The sequence below is a fragment of the Enterobacteriaceae endosymbiont of Donacia crassipes genome, from assembly GCF_012569785.1.
Classification (GTDB): domain Bacteria; phylum Pseudomonadota; class Gammaproteobacteria; order Enterobacterales; family Enterobacteriaceae.
The window spans coordinates 323,053-345,492 of sequence record NZ_CP046202.1 but is presented as its reverse complement, the minus strand read 5'-3'; the positions used below and the strand labels follow the sequence as shown (position 1 = coordinate 345,492).

Here is a 22,440-nt window from a genome sequence, read left to right as displayed (position 1 = left end):
TATACTAATAATTTAAAATAATAAATTTTTATTATTATTAATAGCATTAACAATAATTTTTTCAGAAATATTTTTATATATAATAACTTTACCAATTTTTATTGGTAAAACAATATTAATTTGTTTTTTTTTAATTTTTTTATCTCTATAAATATGTTTTAAAAATTTGTATATATTTATATTTAATGGTAATTTGATAGGTAATTTACATTGTTTTAATAAATTAATTATTTTTACTATATCTGAATCATTTAAAAAATTTAATTCTTTAGAAGTTAAAGCTGCAATAACAATACCTACTGCAACAGCTTCACCATGCAACCATTTACCATATCCTAATTCTGTTTCTATAGCATGAGCATATGTATGACCTAAATTTAATAATATTCTTTGATTATTTTCATATTCATCTTTATAAATAATTTTTGCTTTTAATTTACAACATTTATTAATACAATAAAATATTTTATCTTTATTTAAGTTAAATAACTCATTTATATTATTTTCTAACCAAGAAAAAAATTTTTTATCGAAAATAATACTATATTTTATAACTTCAGCTATCCCAGCTGAAAATTCTCTTTGAGATAAACTATATAAACAACTTAAATTAATCATTACAAGATTAGGTTGATAAAAACTACCAATCATATTTTTCCCTAAATCATGATTTACAGCTGTTTTGCCTCCAACAGAAGAATCTACTTGTGATAATAAGGTAGTAGGTATTTGTATATATTTTACACCTCTTTGGTATACAGAGGCAGCAAATCCAGTAATATCACCTATAACACCTCCTCCTAAAGCAACTAATGTTGTGTCTCTATTATGTAAATTTTTAAGTAATGTTGTAAAAATCATATTTACAGTCATTAATGTTTTATATTTTTCACCATCAGGAAGAACAATATAATCAATTTTAAGACCAATATTATTAAATTGATTAAATATTTTTTTAAAATATAAAGAAAAAACTTTTTGATTAGTAACAATCATAATACTATCGTTTTTCTTAAGAAAAGGGAAAAATATTTTTTTATCAAATAAATTAAAATTCATAATAATAGGATAATTATTTTTCTTTGTTGAAACTAAAATAGTTTTTTCCATATATAATATTATCCTTTTAATTTAAAAAATTAATTATATTAATTTTTTTCTAATAAGCTAATAAGCTGATTAGCAACAATTTTTGCACTTTGCTCATCTGTTTTAATTATAATATCAGCTATTTCATCATATAAATGATTTCTTTTTTTAGCTAAATTTTCTAAAATTTCTTTAGCTAATTTATTTTGTTTATTTTTTAATAAAGGACGTTTTTTATCTCTTTTAGTACGACTTAATTGTTTTTCTATAGTAGTTTTAAGATATACAACAATTCCTCTAGAAGAAAGAATTTTTCTAGTTTCTTTAGATTGAATAGAACCTCCACCTGTAGCTAAAATAATTCCTTGTTTTTTAGTAATTTCATCAATAATTTTTTTTTCACGTTTTCTGAACCCCTCTTCTCCTTCTACATCAAATACCCAATTTATATCTGCACCTGTGCGACGTTCAATTTCTTGATCAGAATCAAAAAAATCCATTTTTAATAAATTTGCTAGATGACGACCAATTGTACTTTTTCCTGCTCCCATAGGCCCTATTAAAAATATATTTCTTTTTTTTGCCATTTTTTTATTAATAATTATTATAATTGTGAATAAAATTCTTATTTTAAATAAAAATAAGACATACACTTTTATATAGAATTTTTTATATTCTAAATATTCTAATTAAATCATAAAAGTATTTTTTTATATAGTAAATAATTTATTTTAATAAAACAATATTTAAAATAATAAAATATTTTTTAAAAAAAAGATAAGATAATTATTTTTTATAATTATCTTATCTGTATCAAATTTAAATTTTAGATAAAAATTTATTTATAAGATTAATAAATTTATTTGGATTTTCTAATGTACCTTTTTCCGCTAAAATAGCTTCATCTAATAATAAATTAATAAATTCAGAAAAATATTCTTCATCTTTAATTATTAATATTTTTTTGATTAAAATATGATTAGGATTTAATTCAAAATTATATTTTATTTCTGGAGTTTTTTGTCCTGCAGCTGCAAATAATTTTGCCATTTGTGTACTCATTTCATTTAAATCAGTAGTAACAATAGCAGGAGTATTAATTAATCTACTTGTTAATTTTACTTTTTTTATTTTATTACCTAATAAATTTTGTATTTTTTGTAAAAAAGGTTTAAATTTTTCTTTTATTTTATCTTCTATAAGATTATTTTTATTTTTAATAAATTCATCTAATGAATCATCTTGTTTACTAATAGATTGAAATGTTTTACCTTTATATTCATTAATATAACTCATCATCCATTCATCAATATGATCTATTAATAATAATACTTCTATTCCTTTTTGAGAAAAAAATTCTAAATGAGGACTACTTTTAGCTGTAAGATAATTATCTGATGTTAAAAAATATATTTTTTTTTGTCCTTTTATCATTCTTTTAACATAATCATCTAAAGATATATCTTGTTCAGAATTATTATTAATTGTTGAAGCAAAACGTAATAATTTAATAATTATATTTTTATTTTTTATATCTTCTGCTGGACCTTCTTTAAAAATTAAACCATATTTTTTCCAAAAATCATTATATTTTTTTGGTTCTTTAGTAAGATTTATTAACATATGAAGAACTTTTTTTGTTAATGTAGCTTTCATATTACGAATAATACTATTTTTTTGTAAAATTTCTCTTGAAATATTTAAAGGTAAATCATTAGAATCAACTAAACCTCTTATAAATCTTAAATATTTAGGTAATAATTGTTCTGCATCCTCCATGATAAACACTCTTTGTACATATAATTTTAATCCGTTTTTATAATCACGATTACGAATATCCCATGGAATAGTAAAAGGAACGTACAATAAACTAATATATTCTTGTTTTCCTTCTACATGATTATGACTCCAAATAATTGGATCAGTACTATCATATGTTAATTGTTTATAAAATTCTTTATATTCATTTTTACTTATATCTGATTTATTACGTAACCAAAGAGCATGTGCTTTATTAACTTGTTCCCAATAATATTTTTTTTCTTTTTCATTATACATTTCTATTTCTATAGGCAAAGAAATGTGTTCTGAATATTTACTTATTATTGTTTTTATACGCCATGTATCTAAAAATTCATCATATTTAGGACGTATATGTAATATAATTTCAGTTCCTCTAAATTCTTTATTAATATTAGCTATATGATAATTTCCTTCTCCTGTAGATTCCCAAAAAACACCTTTATCTATAGATTTACCTGCAGCTCTAGTTTTTACTAAAACTTTATCAGCTACTATAAAAGCAGAATAAAATCCTACACCAAATTGACCTATTAATTGTGTATTTAATTCTGTTTTATTATTTGAAGATAATTTTAAAGCTTTAATAAAATCTTTAGTACCAGATTTAGCAATTGTACCTAAATTTTCAATAACTTCGTTGCGAGTCATCCCAATACCATTATCATTAATGGTAATTAATCTTTTTTCTTTATTGATAGAAATTTGTACTTTTAATATTGAATTATTTTCATATAAATCTGGTTTTGATAAAACTTCAAACTTTAATTTATCAACAGCATCAGAAGCATTAGATATTAATTCTCTTAAAAAAATTTCTTTATTTGAATAAAGTGAATGAATCATTAAATGTAATAATTGTTTTACTTCAGATTGAAAATTTAATGTTTCTTTTTTCATAATTATATTACTCTTTTTTATATAAATATTTAATAAATATATATATTTGTATTTTACAATATACAATATTAAAAAATAATTTTTATATATATCAAAATATTTAATTTAATACATAAAAATTTTTATATTTTATTTTTATTTTTAAAATAAATTATTATTTCTAATATAATCATTTCAAATCCTATTTTAGGATTTGGAGATAAATACAAATTTTTTTTTCCTGTATTTAAAATATTGTATAAAAATTTTAATTCAATTTCTGAAAATTCGTATAATATTTCTTTATAAAATAAAATTTCATTTTTTGTAAAATTAGAATTTATTAAAAAATTACCAAAATTGTTATTTAAAATTTTAATTTTTAAAATATGATGTAATAATGTCATTATTTCTGTTATAATATTATCCCAATTGACATTAAATGTAGATATTTTGTTAATTAAATTAAAAATTATATTATATTTTTGTGTTTTAAAACATTGTATTAATGAAAATAAATATTTTTTTTTTATCAATCCTAACATTAAATTAATATTTTCTATAGTTAATTTTCCCATAGATATTAATTGATCTGTTAAATTTAAAGCATCACGCATGCTACCATATGCAGCAATAGATAAAATTTTTAATGCTTTTTCATCATATTTAAAATTTTCTTTGTTTAAAATATTTTTTATTTGATTGAAAATTATATTTTCATTTATTAATTTTAAATGAAATTGAATACATCTAGATAATATTGTAGATGGTATTTTTTGTAATTCTGTTGTTGCAAATATAAATTTTATATATTTTGGAGGTTCTTCTATTATTTTTAATAATGCATTAAAACTATGTTTAGATAACATATGAAATTCATCAAAAATATATATTTTATATCTTCCTTTTATAGGAGGATAATAAATTATTTCTAATATTTCTCTAATATCTTCTACTTTTGTTTTAGATGCAGAATCTAATTCAATTAAATCTAAAAAAGAATTTTTTTTTATAGATATACAATTTTCACAATATCCGCATGGATTTGATGTTATATCTTGTAAACAACTTAAACCCATAGCAAATATTCTTGCTATTGTTGTTTTACCTACTCCTCTACTACCTGATAATATCCAAGCAGGATGAATTTTTTTAGTAAATAGACTATGTTTTATAGCTTGTATTACATGATCTTGACCGATAACGTCATTAAATGAATAAGGACGCCATTTAGATGCTAAAATATGAGAATTCATGTTTTGATTTTTTATAAAAATTAAACGATAAAACATGACTACCTATTTACACATATTATATTTACTACAGCTGCTTCTTTCCAGATCTGACTGGATTCATAAAATAATATTGTTTTAAATAGTCATGTTTACAGAAATTATACATAATTTTATTAATTAGTCAATATTTAATTAATTATTTATCACTTACTATACTAATTTGTTTTTCAATTAAAATTTTTGCATGAAATTGAAAAATTACAATATATTTTCCAATATATTTAAAACCTCCTTTAGGTAATTTTATTTCTTTTTTTAAAATATTAAACCCAATTTTTTTAAATTCTTTTAAAATATCATTTTTACCTATTGATCCAAATAATTTTCCATTTTTTCCTGTTTTAGCAGTAATTTTTATTTTATTTTTTATTAAATTAAATTTTTTTAATCGTAATTTTGCTTTATTTAAAATATCTAATAATTTAGATTGTTTTTCTAAAATTTTTTGTTTTAAAATAATAATATTACTTTTTGTAGCAATCATTACTTTATTTTTTGGTATTAAAAAATTACGTGCATATCCAGGTTTAACATCTACAATTTGAGATTTTTCTCCTATATTAGGAATAGAATCTAATAAAATTACTTTCATTATTTATACTCTTTACAAAAAAATTTTTATTTAAAATAATTATATAAATTATTTATGATGATCAGTATAAGATATTAAAGATAAATATCTTGCTAACTTTATAGCCCTAGTTAATTGACGTTGATATTTTGCTTTAGTGCCAGTAATCCGACTAGGAACAATTTTACCACTTTCAGTAATAAAATTTTTTAAAACTTGAATATCTTTATAATCAATTTCTTTAATACCTTCTGCAGTAAAACGACAAAATTTACGACGACGAAAATAACGTATCATTATATAACTCCAAATTTTTATAAAATAAATTATATTTTTTTTGTAAAAATTAATATTATATTGTTTTAATTATATCACTACGTTTCTCTTGATATTCATCTTTAGATTTTAAAATAAAAGATAAATTTTTTCTTTCTGTTTTTGTTTTAATAATAAGGTATCTTATAATATATTCATTAATTCTTAAATTATTTTCAATTTCTTTTATTATATTAATTTTTTTTAAAACAATATTAATTAAAATATAATGCGCTTTATGTAATTTTAATATAGGATATGCTAGTTGTCTTCTTCCCCAATCTTCAAATCTTGAAATATAACCATTATTTTTATGAATAAATTTTTTATAATATTCTATAATGTTATTTACTTGATCACTTTGATTAGGATTTATTATTAATACTATTTCATAGTAATTCATTTTTTTTCCTTATGGTTATAATTTTTAATATAAATTAAAAACAAGGATAAAATTTTATTTTTATATTAACATAATATAATATTTTTCAAAAATTTATATTTATTAATAAAATTAAACATTTTATGAAAGATAAAAATATTATATGGAAAGAATTTTTTCGAAAAGAAACAAAAAAAAAATATTTTATAAAATTAATACAAAAAATTTATAAAGATATTAATAATAAAAAAATTATTTGCCCTAAAAAAAAATATATTTTTAATGTTTTTAAAAAAATTAATTTTAATAATTTAAAAGTAGTTATCTTAGGCCAAGATCCGTATTATGGTATAAATCAAGCTAATGGTTTTGCATTTTCTGTTATGCCAAATATTAAAATACCTCCTACATTAAAAAATATTTATAAAGCAATAAAATTTGATATTCCTAATTTCATTATTCCTGATCATGGATACTTAATAAGTTGGGTTAATGAAGGAGTAATGTTATTAAACTCTATACTAACAGTAGAAAAAGGAAAACCACAATCTCATGCCAATTTTGGTTGGGAAATTTTTACAGATAATGTTATAAGAATAATTGATTCATATTATGAAAATATTGTTTTTTTATTATGGGGAATGTATGCAAAAAAAAAATATTTTTTAATAAAAAAAAAACATTTAATATTAACTACATCACATCCTTCACCTTTATCCTTTTATAAAGGATTTTATTTTTGCAAACACTTTTCTAAAACAAATAAATACTTAATTTTAAATAAAAAAGAACCAATAAATTGGAATATAAAATTAATAAAATAATATACATTATTATAATATAATTATTTTTAAATTTAAAGATAATTTAATAATAAATTTTAAAAATTAGTAATTAAAATATATTTTATATAAAATATATAAAAAATAATTTATAAGGTAAAATAATGAAAAATGTAGGATTTATTGGTTGGAGAGGAATGGTAGGTTCTGTTCTTATAAAAAGAATGATAAAAAAAAAAGATTTTAATAATATTAATGCTATTTTTTTTTCTACTTCACAATATGGTAAATTAATATCTAATTTTAATATAAATAACAAATTGCTGAAATTAGAAAATGCTTATAATTTTGAAAAATTATTTGAATTAGATATAATTTTAACATGTCAAGGAAGCGAATATACAGATAAAATTTATTTTAAATTACGTAAAATGGGTTGGAAAGGATATTGGATCGATGCTTCTTCTAATTTAAGAACTTCAGATGAATCTATCATTGTTTTAGATCCTATTAATTTACAATATATACAACAAAAATTAAATTCAGGTATAAAAACTTTTGTTGGTGGTAATTGTACTGTTAGTTTAATGTTAATGGCTTTAGGTGGTTTATTTAAAAATAATTTGATTAATTGGATTTCTGTTTCTACTTATCAAGCAGCATCTGGTGCTGGTTCAAAATTTATGAAAGAACTTATTTTACAAATGAAATATATATATCAAAATATATCTTCTTTAATCAATAATTCTTCAGTAAATATTCTAGATTTAGAACGAAAAATTTCAAAACAAATGTATTCTTCTAATTTTCCTAAACAAAATTTTAACGTTCCTTTAATTAATAGTTTAATCCCATGGATAGATAAAAAAATAAAAAATACTGATCAAACAAAAGAAGAATGGAAAGGACAATTTGAAACTAATAAAATTTTAAATACAAAGAAAGTTATCCCAATAAATAGCACATGTGTAAGAATACCTACTTTACGTTCACATAGTCAGTTATTTACAATAAAATTAAATAAAAATTTATCTATAAATAATATTAAAAGTATTATTAATGAAAATAATAATTGGGTTAAAATTATACCAAATAATTTTAATGACACTATTAATTTTCTTACACCTTCTTTTGTTAGTGGTAAATTAGATATTAATGTAGGAAGAATAAAAAAATTAAATATAGATAAAAATTGTTTTTCTATTTTTTCAGTAGGAGATCAATTATTATGGGGAGCTTCAGAACCTTTAAGAAGAATGTTAAAATTATTAATTTAATTTTTTTTGAAAAAAATTAACTTGTTTTTTTTTGTTAAAAGTAATAATTTATATAGAATAAAATAATCTAATTATTTTATTCTATATATAAAATTTTAATGTATTAAAATTATTAATATTATTAAAAAATTTTGGAGAAAAAATGAAATTTTTTACTAAAAAAAATTCAATATTTATTGTATTAATTTTAAGTATTGGTTTAAATATGTCTAATACAAATGCATCTACATTAAAAAATGTATCATGGTGGCAAAATAAAGAAAAAATTAAAAATATTACAAAAAAAAAAATAATAATTCAAAAAAAAAAACATAATATAAAAAACAAAAAACAAAAAAATTTTTTTAAAAATGACAATGATAAAATTGCATATTCTTTAGGAATAACAATAGGAAAATACTTAACACGTACATTCCAAATACAAAAAACATTAAAAATAGTATTAAATAGAAAATTTATACTTCAAGGTGTATCAGATGCATTAGATAAAAAATATAAACTTTCTAATAATGAAATTGATAGAGTACTTCAGTTATATGATGCTAATGTAAAAGCTTTTAGTCCTGATGAAATTCAAGAAGAAATACAAAATAATGGTAATATAGGTAAAAAATATATTCAAAAAATTTTAAAAAAAAAAGGTTTTAAAAAAACTAATACTGGATTAGTATATAAAATAAATAAAATTGGTAATGGTAAAAAAATTACTAATAATAATCAAATAATTGTTATAAAATATAAAGGAAAATTAATTGATGGTACTGAATTTGATAGTACTGAAAAAAATAAACCTTTATTTATATGTTTAAAACAAGTAATAACAGGTTGGAAAGAAGGTTTAAAGTATATAAAAAAAGGTGGCAAAATAACATTAATTATTCCTCCAAAACTAGCTTATGGTTTAGAAATTATTTCTGGTATACCATCTAATTCAACTTTAAGATTTGAAATAGAACTTCTAGATATAAAAAATTCAATATCTAATTAACTAATTAGAATAAATATTTGAATAAAATAAAAAAAATCTTTATAAATAAAAATTGTATATAAGTATAAATATATTTTATGAAAAAAATTTTAAGATCTTAGGTTTTAATATGACTTTTGTAATTTTTATAACAACAGCTCCATATAACACGCAAAATTCTTATTCTGCATATTTATTTACTAAAGCAGTAATAAAAGAAAAAAAAACAGTAAAAGATATATTTTTTTATCATGATGGAGTTTCTAACTCCAATAAAAATCTTCATTTTAATGAAAATGAATTCAATTTAATTAGTCATTGGAAAAAATTAAATATAAAATATCATATAAATTTATATTTATGTATTACCTCTGCTAAAAAAAGAGGTTTAATAATAAAAAATAATTCTTATAAAGATAATTTGTTAAATCATAAAAAAAAATATGATATTATTGATAATATATTTGAAGTAACTACTTTAAGTACATTTACAAAATCTATATTAACTTGTGATCGTTTAGTTCAATTTTAATGAATAAAATAGCATTTATATTTACAAAATCTCCATATGGAAATAGTATTGGAAAAGAGGGACTGGATTTAATTCTTTCTATATCCTCATTTACTGAGGATATAGCTTTATTTTTTATAGGAGATGGAATTTTGCAAATATATCATCAACAAAATACAAAAAATTTTTTATTAAACAATTATAATATTAGTTTTAATATCCTAAAACTTTGTAATGTTAATAATTATTACATTTACTCAAAATCTTTAAAAGATCTAGGAATAAAAAATAATAAAAAAAATAATTGGATCTTACCTATTAAAATTATAAATCCTTTAATGTGGAAAAAAAAAATTAATGATTATGATATAATTATCAATTTTTAATTAAATAAATATATTCTATATGTTATATACCTTGTTTAGTTCTCCAGCATCTTGTAATTTTTCTTTACTATTAAATTTCTTAAATAAGAATGATGAATTACTCCTTATACAAGATGGAGTATTAGCTGGATTAAAAAATAGTTTATATATTAAAAAAATTATTAAAATTAAACAAAAAATGAAATTATTAATTTTTGCTATAAATGATGATATATTAGCTAGAGGTTTAAATTTAGATATTTCAAATAAAATTACACGAATAAATTACAAAAAATTTGTTTATTTAATGATAAAACATAAAAAACAAATAGTATGGTAATTTTAAATTATAAAAAATTAAATTATTTTAGGTTAAGAAAACATGGCAACAATTAATCAATTAGTTCGTAAAAATAGATCTCGTAAAATTATAAAAACTAATGTCCCTGCTTTAAATTCCTGTCCACAAAAAAGAGGAGTATGCACAAAAGTTTATACTACAACTCCTAAAAAACCTAATTCTGCATTAAGAAAAGTATGTAGAGTAAGACTAACAAATGGTTTTGAAGTAACTTCTTATATTTCAGGTGAAGGACATAATTTACAAGAACATTCTGTAATTTTAATTAGAGGAGGAAGAGTTAAAGATCTTCCTGGAGTTAGATATCATACTATTAGAGGAACTTTAGATTGTACTGGTGTTAAAAATCGTAAAAAAGGAAGATCAAAATATGGTGTAAAAAAACCTAAATAATACTAATAAATATTATTTTTTTTAAATTAATTATATCAAATTTTATTAAATCATGGAGTAAATATTATGCCTCGCAGACGTATAGTTAGTCAACGAAAAATATCACCAGATCCTCAATTTGAATCAGATTTATTAGCTAAATTTATTAATATAGTTATGGTAAATGGTAAAAAGTCTATTGCAGAATTTATTGTTTATTCAACTCTAAATAAAATTACAAAAAAAATAGGAAAAAAAGAAATAGATATTTTTTTAAATGCATTAGAAAATATAAAACCTGTAGTAGAAGTAAAATCAAGAAGAGTAGGTGGTTCAACTTATCAAGTACCAGTAGAAATAAGACCTACTAGAAGAAATACTTTAGCTATACGTTGGTTAGTTAATTCTGCAAGAAAAAGACAAGAAAAATCTATGATTTTAAAATTAACTAATGAAATATTAGATGCTTTAGAAAATAAAGGAAATGCTGTTAAAAAACGAGAAGAAATACATAAAATGGCAGAAGCTAATAAAGCATTTGCTCATTATCGTTGGTAAAATAATTATAAAATTTAAATAATTTTAATTAAATAAAAATGAAACAATTAATTAATAATATATGTCGTGACTACATCAATATTTTTTATTAAAAATTATATTTAATATCATTTTAAAATTTTTATCTAATAAAATAAAGGAATAATATATGAATCGTATAACTCCTATAAAACGATATCGTAATATTGGTATTAGCGCACATATTGATGCTGGTAAAACTACTACAACTGAAAGAATTCTATTTTATACAGGAGTAAATCATAAAATAGGAGAAGTACATGATGGTGCAGCTACAATGGATTGGATGGAACAAGAACAAGAAAGAGGTATTACTATAACTTCTGCTGCTACTACAGCATTTTGGTCAGGAATGTTTAATCAATATAAATCACATAGAATAAATATTATCGACACTCCAGGACATGTAGATTTTACAATTGAAGTAGAACGTTCTATGAGAGTATTAGATGGTGTAGTTATGATTTATTGTGCTGTAGGTGGAGTACAACCTCAATCAGAAACAGTATGGCGACAAGCTAATAAATATAAAGTACCTAGAATTGCTTTTATAAATAAAATGGATAGAATGGGAGCTAACTTTATAAAAGTTATTAAACAAATACAAAATAATTTATTAACAGAAGCAATACCGTTACAATTACCTATAGGATCTGAAGATCAATTTACTGGTATAATTGATTTAATACAAATGAAAGCATTAAACTGGAGTGAAAAAGATCAAGGAATCAATTGTAATTATATTAATATACCTAAAAAAATGGAAAAAGAAGTTCAAATATGGCATCAAAAATTAATAGAAACGGCAGTAGAATCTAATGAAATATTATTAGAAAAATATTTAAATGGAAATAAAATATCTATAAAAGAAATAAAATCTGCCTTAAGAAAAAGAGTATTAAGTAATGAAATTACTTTAATTACATGTGGTTCTGCTTTTAAAAATAAAGGAGTACAAGCATTATTAGATGCGATAATTGACTATTTACCATCTCCTAAAGATATTCCCCCTATTCAAGGGATATCTGATGATAGTAAAAATATATTAACACGTAATACTAATGATAATGAATTATTTTCAGCACTAGCTTTTAAAATTGCTAATGATCCTTTTGTTGGTAATTTAACTTTTTTTAGAGTATATTCTGGAACTGTTAGTAGTGGAGAAATTATATATAATCCAATAAAAAAACAAAAAGAACGTATTGGTCGAATAGTTCAAATGCATGCTAATAAAAGAGAAGAAATAAAAAAAGTTTATGCAGGAGATATAGCAGCTGCTATTGGATTAAAAAATGTAACAACAGGAGATACATTATGTGATATGAATAAATGTATTATTCTTGAAACAATGGATTTCCCTGAACCTGTTATTTCTATTGCTATAGAACCTAAAACTAAAATAGATCAAGAAAAAATGAGTTTAGCTTTAAATCGTCTTGTTAAAGAAGATCCTTCCTTAAGGACATGGACTGATGAAGAAACTAATCAAACTATTATAGCAGGGATGGGTGAATTACATTTAGAAATAATTGTAGATAGAATGAAAAGAGAATTTAATGTATCTGCTAAAATTGGAAAACCTCAAGTTTCTTATCGTGAAACTATACAAAATAGTGTTTTTGATATGGAAGGTAAATATATAAAACAAACAGGTGGAAGAGGACAATATGGTCATGTTGTAATAGATATTTCTCCATTAAAATCACAAAAAAATAATACAGGTTACTTATTTACTAATGATATAAAAGGTGGTGTAATACCTAATGAATATATATCAGCTATAGATAAAAGTATTCAAGAACAATTAAAATCAGGTCCTATGGCAAATTATCCTGTAGTAAATATTGCTGTTAGACTTCATTATGGATCTTATCATGATGTAGATTCTTCTGAATTAGCTTTTAAATTAGCTGCAGCTATTGCATTTAAAAATGCTTTTAAAAAAGCTAATCCTATTTTACTTGAACCTATAATGAAAGTAGAAGTTGAAACACCTGAAGAATATATGGGAGATGTTATTGGTGATTTAAATCGTAGAAGAGGAATTATAGAAGGTATGGATAATATCTCTACCGGAAAAACTATAAGTGCTTGTGTGCCATTATCAGAAATGTTCGGTTATGCTACTGATTTACGTTCTTATAGTCAAGGAAGAGCATCTTATACTATGGAATTTTTAAAATATGCTGAAGCACCTAATAGTATTACAAAATTAATTATTGAATCTAGATCTAAACTATAAAATTAAAATAATAATTTTATATTTTAAAATTTATTAGAAGGATATTATCTTGTGTCTAAAAAAAAATTTGAACGTTCTAAACCTCATATTAATGTAGGTACTATAGGACATGTCGATCATGGAAAAACAACCTTAACAGCAGCTATAACAACTGTTTTGTCAAAAAAATATGGTGGTTCTGCAAAAGCTTTTGATCAAATTGACAATGCACCAGAAGAAAAAGCAAGAGGTATAACTATAAATACATCTCATGTTGAATATGATACAAAATATCGTCATTATGCTCATGTTGATTGTCCAGGACATGCAGATTATGTGAAAAACATGATTACAGGTGCCGCTCAAATGGATGGAGCAATATTAGTAGTTGCAGCAACAGATGGTCCTATGCCACAAACAAGAGAACATATTTTATTAGCTAGACAAGTAGGAGTACCTTATATTATAGTATTTCTTAATAAATGTGATTTAGTTAATGATAAAGAATTATTAGAATTAGTAGAAATGGAAGTACGTGATTTATTAACACAATATAATTTTCCTGGAGATACAACTCCTATTATTCAAGGTTCTGCTTTAAAAGCATTAGAAGGAGATAAAATATGGGAAAAAAAAATTATTGAATTAGCTCATTTATTAGATACTTATATACCTAATCCTATAAGAAAAATTGATAAACCTTTTTTATTACCAATAGAAGATGTTTTTTCTATTTCAGGTAGAGGCACAGTAGTAACTGGAAGAGTAGAAAAAGGTATAATAAAAGTAGGAGAAGAAGTAGAAATTATAGGTATTAGAAATACTATTAAATCTATTTGTACTGGGGTAGAGATGTTTCGTAAATTATTAGATGAAGGACGTGCTGGTGAAAATGTAGGTATTTTACTTAGAGGTATAAAAAGAGAAGATATAGAAAGAGGTCAAGTTCTAGCAAAACCAGGATCAATTACACCACATACAAAATTTGAAGCAGAAGTTTATATTTTATCAAAAGATGAAGGTGGAAGACATACAGCCTTTTTTAAAGGATATCGTCCTCAATTCTATTTTAGAACTACAGATGTTACAGGTACTATAGAATTACCATCTAATATTGAAATGGTTATGCCAGGAGATAATATTAATATGATTGTAACATTAATTCATCCTATAGCTATGTCTAATGGTTTACGTTTTGCTATTCGTGAAGGAGGTCGTACTGTAGGAGCAGGTGTAGTTACAAAAGTATTAAAATAAATATATTATAAAAGAAGATAAGGGAAAATTATATATTCCCTTTGATTCTTTTCTTTATATTAATGTTAATTATTAAATAAATTATTAGTAAAATTTATCTATATAATTTATATATATATTTTATATGAATATTCTTTGGTTAATATATAATGAATATTATAAAATCTAAAACAAATATAATAGATTTTATTAAATGGAGTATTAGTATAATTTTGTTAACTATTATTATAATATATAATATTATTTATCAAAATATACATTTATCTGTTCGTTTAATTTTATCTTTTTCTCTATTAATTTTTATTAGTTTTATTATTTTATCTACAAATAAAGGTAAAAATTTATTATCTTTTATATATGATGCACGTATAGAAACTTATAAAATTGTATGGCCTTCTTATAAAGAGACCTGGCATACAACATTAATTATAACTATTATTATTATAATAATGTCGTGTCTTCTTTATATATTAGATAATTTTTTAATTTATATTATATCATATTTAACTGGAACGAGGTTATGAAATGGATAAATCATTAAAAAAAAGATGGTATGTTATTCAAGCTCGTTCTGGTTTTGAACAACGTGTAGTAAAATCGTTAAAAGAATATATTAAAATACAGAATATGAAAGATTTATTTGGTAAAATTTTGATACCTACTGAAGCTATAATTGAAATACGTAAAGGACAAAAATATAGAAGTGATCGTAAATTTTTTCCTGGATATATATTAATACATATGATAATGAAAGAATTAAGTTGGTATTTAGTACGTAGTGTACCAAAGGTTTTAGGTTTTATTGGAGGAACATCTGATAATCCATCACCTATAAGTGATAAAGAAGTAAATATTATTATAGAACGTTTACAAAAAATTGGAGATAAACCTAGACCAAAAACAATATTTGAACCAGGAGAAATGATTAGAGTTAAAGATGGTCCTTTTTCTGATTTTAATGGAATAGTAGAAGAAGTAGATTATGAAAAAAATAGATTAAAAGTTTCAGTATCAATTTTTGGTAGATCAACACCTGTTGATTTAGATTTTAGACAAGTAGAAAAAGGATAAAATAATTTTATTAAAAATTATATGCTTTAAATATTTTTTATTGTAATTATTAATTAAATAGAGAAATTTTATGATTAAAAAAATTAAAACTTATGTGAAATTACAAGTTCCAGCTGGCAGTGCTAATCCTAGTCCTCCTATTGGCCCAGCATTAGGACAACATGGTATCAATATTATGAATTTTTGTAAAATTTTTAATTTAAAAACTAATAATTTAGAAAAAGGAATTCCTATACCAGTAATTATTACAATTTATGTTGATAAAACTTTTACATTTGTAACTAAAACTCCTCCAGTATCTGCATTAATAAAAAAAATTTTAGGAATAAAGAAAGGGGCTAATAAACCAAAAAAAGATCAAATAGGAGTAATTACACATGATCAAATTCGTAAAATTGCAGAAATAAAATATGTTGACATGAATGGAACTAATATTAAATCTATGATGTCTTCTATACAAGGAACTGCTATATCAATGGGTTTAACTATTAAGGATTAAAATATTATGATAAAATTAACAAAACGAATGAAATTCATGTATGAAAATATAAATGTTAAAAAACAATTTTCTATTGAAAAAGCTATTGATAAGTTAAAAACTTTAAGTAAAGTTAAATTTATTGAAAGTATTGATGTTGCTATTATTTTAGACATAGATCCTAAAAAAACTGAACAAAATATTAGAGGAATTATATCTCTACCTTATGGCACCGGAAAAAACATTAGAATAGCAGTTTTTGCCGATGGTAAAGAGGCAATACAAGCTAAAGAATTAGGAATAAAATTAGTTGGCATGAACGATTTATTAATAAAAATTACTAATGGAGAAAAAAATTTTGATATAGTTATTTCTACTCCAGAAGCTATGAATTTAGTTACTAAATTAGGACCTATTTTAGGACCTAAAGGATTAATGCCTAATCCTAAATTAGGTACAATTACAAATGATATAAACAAAACAATAAAAAAAATACGTGATGGACAAATTAATTTTCGTAATGATAAAAATGGTATTATTCATACTATTATAGGTAAAATTAATTTTGAAAATAAAAAAATTAAAGAAAATTTAAAAAGTTTATTAAAAATTTTAAAAAAATACAAACCAATACAATTAAAAAATAACTTTTTTAAAAAAATATATATATCTTCTACTATGGGTATATCTTTAAATATTACAAAAGATTGTATTGATTTGTTAAATTAACATTTTTCTTTACAATAAAAAATAAATATATTATAGTTATAGTTTTTAATAAAAAATTAAAATTTAATAATTTTATATTGTAGATTATAATAATTTTTGTTTTATAAAAATTTAGGAGTGCAATAATCTTATAATGTCATCAAATCTAAAAAAAAAAAAAATGATTGTTGCAAAAATAAGTAAAATAAATAAACGTGCTTTATCAGCTGTTATTGCTAATTTTTCTGGTGTTAATAATAACAATTTAAATAAATTAAGAAAAAAAAGTAAAGATAAAAATGTTATTATCAATATTATAAGAAATAAATTATTAAAATTAATTATCAAAGGTAGTAGTTTTGAATGTTTAAATCCTTTAATACATGGTCCTACACTAATAGCTTATTCATTTAAACATCCTGGTTCTGCTGCTCGTTTACTAAAAAAATTTAGTAAATTAGATGAAAATTTAATAATTAAAGCAGCATCATTTGATAATAAAATAATAAATAGTAAAAATATTAATTTTTTAGCTGAATTACCTACATATAAAGAAGCTATTGTACGTTTTTTACTAATTATAAAAGATATTTCTATAGGAAAATTTTATAGAATCTTAATTGCAGTTAAAAACATAAAATAAATTAATTTATTTATATACAAAATTCTTATTATTTTAGGAAAATAATATGGCTATAACTAAAGAACAAATAATAAAAGCTATAGAATCAATGTCTATTATGGATATAATGGATTTAATTAATTCTATGGAAAAAAAATTTGGTGTTTCTAGTATTATAACAAATAAACAAAATAATAATCAACAACAAGAAAAAAAAGAAGAACAAACTGAATTTAGCATATATCTTAAAGGTATAGGAAATAATAAAATTTCTGTTATAAAAACTGTTAGAAATATTATGAATTTAGGATTAAAAGAAGCTAAAGATTTAGTAGAATCAGCTCCTGTAGTATTAAAAGAATCTATTTCTAAACAAGAAGCATTAGATTTAGAATCTAAATTAAAAATTTCTGGAGCAGAAATAGAAATTAAATAATTTTATAAAAATTTTTTTATAAATATTTTTAAAATAAATATTAAATTAATTAAATTGTTTAATTTATCAGATAACTGAGGAACCATATGGTTTATTCTCAAACTGAAAAAAAACGTATTCGTAAAGATTTTGGAAAAAGACCTCAAGTTTTAAATATTCCATATTTGCTTTCTATTCAGATAGATTCATTTAAAAAATTTATAACAAAAGATCATACAGGACAAAGTGGTTTAGAAGCTGCATTTCAAAGTATTTTCCCTATTTTTAGTTATAGTAAACATGCTAAATTAGAATATGTAAATTATAGTTTAGGAAAATCACTTTTTACTATGAAAGAATGTCATTCTAGAGGCATGACATATGCGGTATCTATAAAAGTAAAATTAAAATTAATTATTTATGATAAAGAAAAATCTGAATTACCTATTAAAAATATAAAAGAACAAGAAGTATATATGGGAGAGATACCATTAATGACAAAAAATGGTACTTTTATAGTTAATGGTATTGAACGTGTAGTAGTTTCACAATTACATAGAAGTCCTGGAGTTTTTTTTGATAGTGATAAAGGAAAAACCCATTCATCAGGTAAAATATTATATAACGCTCGTATTATTCCTTATAGGGGTTCTTGGTTAGATTTCGAATTTGATTCTAAAGATAATATTTTTGTACGTATAGATAGAAGAAGAAAATTACCAGTTACAATCATTTTACGTGCTTTAGGTTATGATGTAGAAGAAATATTAAATATTTTTTTTAAAAAAAATATTTATAAAATACAAAATAAACATTTTATATTAAAATTAATACCAGATAGATTAAGAGGTGAAACAGCATTTTTTGATATTAAAAATAATAATATTACTTATGTAGAAAAAGGCAAAAGAATTACTTTACATCATATTAATCGTTTAAAAAATGATAATGTTAAATATATTAATATACCTATAGAATATATGGTAGGTAAAACTGTTATTAAAGATTATATAGATAAAATTACTGGTGAAGTAATTATTTCGGCAAATTATCCTCTAACAATAGATATTATCAATAAAATTTTTTGTAATCAAAATACTATTGAAACAATTTTTACTAATGATTTAGATCATGGATCTTATATTTCTGAAACATTAAAATTAGATAATACAACTAACCGTTTAGATGCTTTAGTAGAAATTTATAGGATAATGCGACCAGGAGAACCTCCTACAAAAGAAGCTGCTGAACTTTTACTTAAAAAATTATTTTTTGTTGAAGATCGTTATGATTTATCTCCTGTAGGAAGAATGAAATTTAATCGTTCATTATTACGTCAAAATATTATCGGTCCTGGAATTTTAAGTAAAAAAGATATTGTAGATGTTATTCAAAAATTAATTACCATTCGAAATGGTAATGGAAATATTGATGATATTGATCATTTAGGTAATAGAAGAATTCGTTCTATTGGGGAAATGGCAGAAAATCAATTTCGTATAGGTTTAATTCGTGTAGAAAGAGCTGTTAAAGAAAGATTGTCTTTAGGAGATTTAGAAACTTTAATGCCTCAAGATATGATAAATGCAAAACCTATTTCTGCAGCTCTTAAAGAGTTTTTTTGTTCTAGTCAATTATCACAATTTATGGATCAAAATAATCCATTATCAGAAATTACACATAAAAGACGTATTTCTGCTTTAGGTCCAGGAGGTTTAACTAGAGAAAGAGCAGGATTTGAAGTACGAGATGTTCATCCTACACACTATGGTAGAGTATGTCCAATAGAAACACCTGAAGGACCTAATATTGGTTTAATTAATTCATTATCAGTTTATGCAAGAACAAACGAATATGGATTTTTAGAAACACCTTATAGATTAGTTAAAAATGGATTTGTTACTAATAAAATTAATTATTTATCTTCTATAGAAGAAGGTAATTTTATTATCGCTCAAGCTAATACTAATATGGATAAAAATGGATATATCATTGATGATTTTATTACATGTCGTTATAAAGGAGAAGCAAGTTTTTTTAAAAAAAAACAAATTAATTATATGGATGTTTCTACACAACAAATTGTTTCTGTAGGTGCTTCTTTAATCCCTTTTTTAGAACATGATGATGCTAATCGAGCATTAATGGGTGCTAATATGCAGAGACAAGCAGTACCTACATTAAAAACTGAAAAACCATTAGTAGGAACTGGTATGGAACGCATTGTAGCTATAGATTCTGGTGTAACTATTATTGCTAAAAATTCTGGAATTGTAGAATATGTAGATTCTACACGTATTTTCATAAAAAATAATATTATGGATAATAACATAGATATTTATTATTTAGATAAATATATAAGATCAAATCAAAATACATGCATTAATCAAACACCATGTGTAAATTTAGGTGAATATGTAAAAAAAGGTGATGTATTAGCTGATGGACCTGCTACAGATTTAGGTGAATTAGCATTAGGTCAAAATATGAGAGTAGCTTTTATGCCATGGAATGGATATAATTTTGAGGATTCTATTTTACTATCTGAAAAAATTGTACAAAAAGATAAGTTTACTACTATACATATACAAGAATTATCTTGTATATCACGTGATACAAAATTAGGAGCAGAAGAAATTACATCTGATATACCAAATGTAAGTGAATCTTCTTTATCTAAATTAGATGAATGTGGAATAGTATATATTGGTGCGGAAGTAAAAAATGGAGATATTCTTGTAGGTAAAATAACTCCTAAAGGAGAAACTCAATTATCACCAGAAGAAAAATTATTACGTGCAATTTTTGGTGAAAAAGCTTCTGATGTGAAAGATACTTCTTTAAGGGTCCCTAACGGAATGCATGGAACTGTTATTGATATACAAATTTTTACAAGAGATGGAATAAAGAAAGATAAAAGAACTATAGAAATAGAAGAAATGCAATTTAAACAAATTCAAGAAAATTTATTAGCTGAACAAAAAATTTTTGAAAAAAATATACTTTTGAATATAAAAAATTTTTTATTAAAAAAAAATATTATTAGTGATAATATTAAAAATTTTGATATAAATTTTATTACTTCTATCCTTATTAGTGATGAAAAAAATCAAAAAAAAATTAATGATTTTATTAAAAAATATAGAGAAATAAAAAAAATTTTTAAAAAAAAAATAGAGTTAGAAAAAATTAAAATAACAAAAGGAAATGATTTAGCTCCTGGTATTTTAAAAATTATTAAAGTAAATTTAGCTGTTAAAAGACAAATACAACCAGGAGATAAAATAGCAGGAAGACATGGTAATAAAGGAGTTATTTCTAAAATTTGTCCTGTAGAAGATATGCCTTATGATGAAAATGGAATTCCCGTTGATATTGTATTAAACCCCTTAGGTGTTCCTTCTAGAATGAATATAGGACAAATTTTAGAAACTCATTTAGGTATGGCTGCAAAAGGCATCGGAAATAAAATTAATAATTTATTAAAAGAAAAAAAAAACATAGAAAAAATACGTATTTTTCTTAATAAAGCCTATAGTATAGGTAATAATATACGTCAAAATATAAATTTAAATAATTTTACTGATAACGAAATTCTTTTATTAGCAAACAATTTAAAAAAAGGTATGCCTATTGCTACACCAGTTTTTGATGGAGCTAATGAAAAAGAAATTAAAGAATTATTAAAATTATCTAATTTACCAATTTCTGGTCAAATAAAATTATATGATGGACGTACAGGAGAAATTTTTGAAAGATCAGTTACAGTCGGATATATGTATATGTTAAAACTAAATCATTTAGTAGATGATAAAATGCATGCTAGATCTACAGGTTCATATAGTCTTGTAACTCAACAACCATTAGGTGGAAAAGCCCAATTTGGAGGACAAAGATTTGGTGAAATGGAAGTATGGGCTTTAGAAGCATATGGAGCAGCATATACATTACAAGAAATGTTAACAATAAAATCTGATGATGTAAATGGTAGAACAAGAATGTATAAAAATATAGTTGACGGTAATCATAAAATGAATGCTGGCATTCCAGAATCTTTTAATGTATTACTTAAAGAAATACGTTCATTAGGTTTAAATATTAATTTAGAAAATAAATAATTAAT

24 protein-coding genes and 1 other RNA gene are annotated in these 22,440 nt (G+C 22.1%); 17 read left to right on the top strand and 8 right to left on the bottom strand.

What is annotated here, in order from left to right; translation table 11 throughout:
- Positions 1–12: 12 nt before the first annotated feature.
- The 8 genes from aroB to rpsF all read right to left on the bottom strand — a co-directional run bounded on the left by aroB (position 13) and on the right by rpsF (position 6,352).
- Entirely contained in the window at positions 13–1,110 is a 1,098-nt protein-coding gene (gene aroB / locus GJT95_RS01700) for a 3-dehydroquinate synthase (protein ID WP_169786048.1), read from the bottom strand.
- Positions 1,111–1,148: 38 nt separating this feature from the next.
- A complete protein-coding gene (aroK, locus tag GJT95_RS01695) occupies positions 1,149–1,676 on the bottom strand; it encodes a shikimate kinase AroK (protein ID WP_169786047.1) in 528 nt (175 codons plus the stop codon).
- Between the two features lie 232 nt (positions 1,677–1,908).
- A complete protein-coding gene (htpG, locus tag GJT95_RS01690) occupies positions 1,909–3,789 on the bottom strand; it encodes a molecular chaperone HtpG (protein ID WP_425482516.1) in 1,881 nt (626 codons plus the stop codon).
- Positions 3,790–3,911: 122 nt separating this feature from the next.
- Complete coding sequence (dnaX, locus tag GJT95_RS01685; RefSeq protein ID WP_246225716.1) at positions 3,912–5,060, bottom strand: DNA polymerase III subunit gamma/tau; 1,149 nt, start codon at positions 5,058–5,060, stop codon at positions 3,912–3,914.
- Positions 5,061–5,149: signal recognition particle sRNA small type (gene ffs / locus GJT95_RS01680), an RNA gene on the bottom strand.
- Between the two features lie 50 nt (positions 5,150–5,199).
- The gene (rplI, locus tag GJT95_RS01675; protein WP_169786046.1) at positions 5,200–5,655 is read right to left on the bottom strand and encodes a 50S ribosomal protein L9; all 456 of its coding nucleotides are present in this window, start codon (positions 5,653–5,655) and stop codon (positions 5,200–5,202) included.
- A 48-nt stretch (positions 5,656–5,703) separates the two neighbouring features.
- Positions 5,704–5,931, bottom strand: a complete 228-nt coding sequence (gene rpsR, locus GJT95_RS01670) for a 30S ribosomal protein S18 (RefSeq protein ID WP_169786045.1) — start codon at positions 5,929–5,931, stop codon at positions 5,704–5,706.
- A 55-nt stretch (positions 5,932–5,986) separates the two neighbouring features.
- Positions 5,987–6,352 (bottom strand): 30S ribosomal protein S6, encoded by a 366-nt coding sequence (rpsF, locus tag GJT95_RS01665; protein WP_169786044.1) that lies wholly within the window; start codon positions 6,350–6,352, stop codon positions 5,987–5,989.
- Positions 6,353–6,474: 122 nt separating this feature from the next.
- Between rpsF and ung the strand changes: the two genes are divergently transcribed.
- The 17 genes from ung (at position 6,475) to rpoB (ending at position 22,435) form a co-directional block, all read left to right on the top strand.
- Positions 6,475–7,155, top strand: a complete 681-nt coding sequence (gene ung, locus GJT95_RS01660) for a uracil-DNA glycosylase (protein WP_169786043.1) — start codon at positions 6,475–6,477, stop codon at positions 7,153–7,155.
- A gap of 119 nt (positions 7,156–7,274) precedes the next feature.
- Positions 7,275–8,390, top strand: a complete 1,116-nt coding sequence (gene asd / locus GJT95_RS01655; RefSeq protein WP_211080547.1) for an aspartate-semialdehyde dehydrogenase — start codon at positions 7,275–7,277, stop codon at positions 8,388–8,390.
- A gap of 142 nt (positions 8,391–8,532) precedes the next feature.
- The gene (gene fkpA, locus GJT95_RS01650) at positions 8,533–9,378 is read left to right on the top strand and encodes an FKBP-type peptidyl-prolyl cis-trans isomerase (protein ID WP_169786041.1); all 846 of its coding nucleotides are present in this window, start codon (positions 8,533–8,535) and stop codon (positions 9,376–9,378) included.
- Between the two features lie 109 nt (positions 9,379–9,487).
- On the top strand, positions 9,488–9,889 hold the full coding sequence (gene tusD, locus GJT95_RS01645; RefSeq protein WP_169786040.1) for a sulfurtransferase complex subunit TusD: 402 nt from the start codon (positions 9,488–9,490) through the stop codon (positions 9,887–9,889).
- Entirely contained in the window at positions 9,889–10,254 is a 366-nt protein-coding gene (tusC, locus tag GJT95_RS01640) for a sulfurtransferase complex subunit TusC (protein WP_169786039.1), read from the top strand. The genes tusD and tusC overlap by 1 nt, the downstream gene beginning before the upstream one ends.
- A gap of 19 nt (positions 10,255–10,273) precedes the next feature.
- Complete coding sequence (gene tusB / locus GJT95_RS01635; protein ID WP_169786038.1) at positions 10,274–10,573, top strand: sulfurtransferase complex subunit TusB; 300 nt, start codon at positions 10,274–10,276, stop codon at positions 10,571–10,573.
- A gap of 42 nt (positions 10,574–10,615) precedes the next feature.
- Positions 10,616–10,987 carry a 30S ribosomal protein S12 gene (rpsL, locus tag GJT95_RS01630; RefSeq protein WP_169786037.1) on the top strand — a complete coding sequence of 124 codons (372 nt, stop codon included), beginning with the start codon at positions 10,616–10,618 and terminating at the stop codon, positions 10,985–10,987.
- Between the two features lie 66 nt (positions 10,988–11,053).
- Positions 11,054–11,524, top strand: coding sequence for a 30S ribosomal protein S7 (gene rpsG / locus GJT95_RS01625; protein WP_169786036.1), 471 nt, complete (start codon positions 11,054–11,056; stop codon positions 11,522–11,524).
- A gap of 148 nt (positions 11,525–11,672) precedes the next feature.
- Positions 11,673–13,787, top strand: coding sequence for an elongation factor G (fusA, locus tag GJT95_RS01620; protein WP_169786035.1), 2,115 nt, complete (start codon positions 11,673–11,675; stop codon positions 13,785–13,787).
- A 51-nt stretch (positions 13,788–13,838) separates the two neighbouring features.
- Complete coding sequence (gene tuf, locus GJT95_RS01615) at positions 13,839–15,023, top strand: elongation factor Tu (protein WP_169786034.1); 1,185 nt, start codon at positions 13,839–13,841, stop codon at positions 15,021–15,023.
- 149 nt (positions 15,024–15,172) lie between these two features.
- Positions 15,173–15,547, top strand: a complete 375-nt coding sequence (gene secE / locus GJT95_RS01610) for a preprotein translocase subunit SecE (RefSeq protein ID WP_169786033.1) — start codon at positions 15,173–15,175, stop codon at positions 15,545–15,547.
- Position 15,548: 1 nt separating this feature from the next.
- Positions 15,549–16,094, top strand: coding sequence for a transcription termination/antitermination protein NusG (gene nusG / locus GJT95_RS01605; protein ID WP_169786032.1), 546 nt, complete (start codon positions 15,549–15,551; stop codon positions 16,092–16,094).
- A 70-nt stretch (positions 16,095–16,164) separates the two neighbouring features.
- Positions 16,165–16,593 carry a 50S ribosomal protein L11 gene (gene rplK / locus GJT95_RS01600; protein ID WP_169786031.1) on the top strand — a complete coding sequence of 143 codons (429 nt, stop codon included), beginning with the start codon at positions 16,165–16,167 and terminating at the stop codon, positions 16,591–16,593.
- Between the two features lie 6 nt (positions 16,594–16,599).
- Entirely contained in the window at positions 16,600–17,301 is a 702-nt protein-coding gene (gene rplA / locus GJT95_RS01595; protein ID WP_169786030.1) for a 50S ribosomal protein L1, read from the top strand.
- Between the two features lie 133 nt (positions 17,302–17,434).
- Positions 17,435–17,923 (top strand): 50S ribosomal protein L10, encoded by a 489-nt coding sequence (rplJ, locus tag GJT95_RS01590; protein WP_169786029.1) that lies wholly within the window; start codon positions 17,435–17,437, stop codon positions 17,921–17,923.
- 46 nt (positions 17,924–17,969) lie between these two features.
- Positions 17,970–18,338 (top strand): 50S ribosomal protein L7/L12, encoded by a 369-nt coding sequence (gene rplL / locus GJT95_RS01585; protein WP_169786028.1) that lies wholly within the window; start codon positions 17,970–17,972, stop codon positions 18,336–18,338.
- A gap of 86 nt (positions 18,339–18,424) precedes the next feature.
- The gene (gene rpoB, locus GJT95_RS01580; protein ID WP_169786027.1) at positions 18,425–22,435 is read left to right on the top strand and encodes a DNA-directed RNA polymerase subunit beta; all 4,011 of its coding nucleotides are present in this window, start codon (positions 18,425–18,427) and stop codon (positions 22,433–22,435) included.
- Positions 22,436–22,440 lie beyond the last annotated feature (5 nt).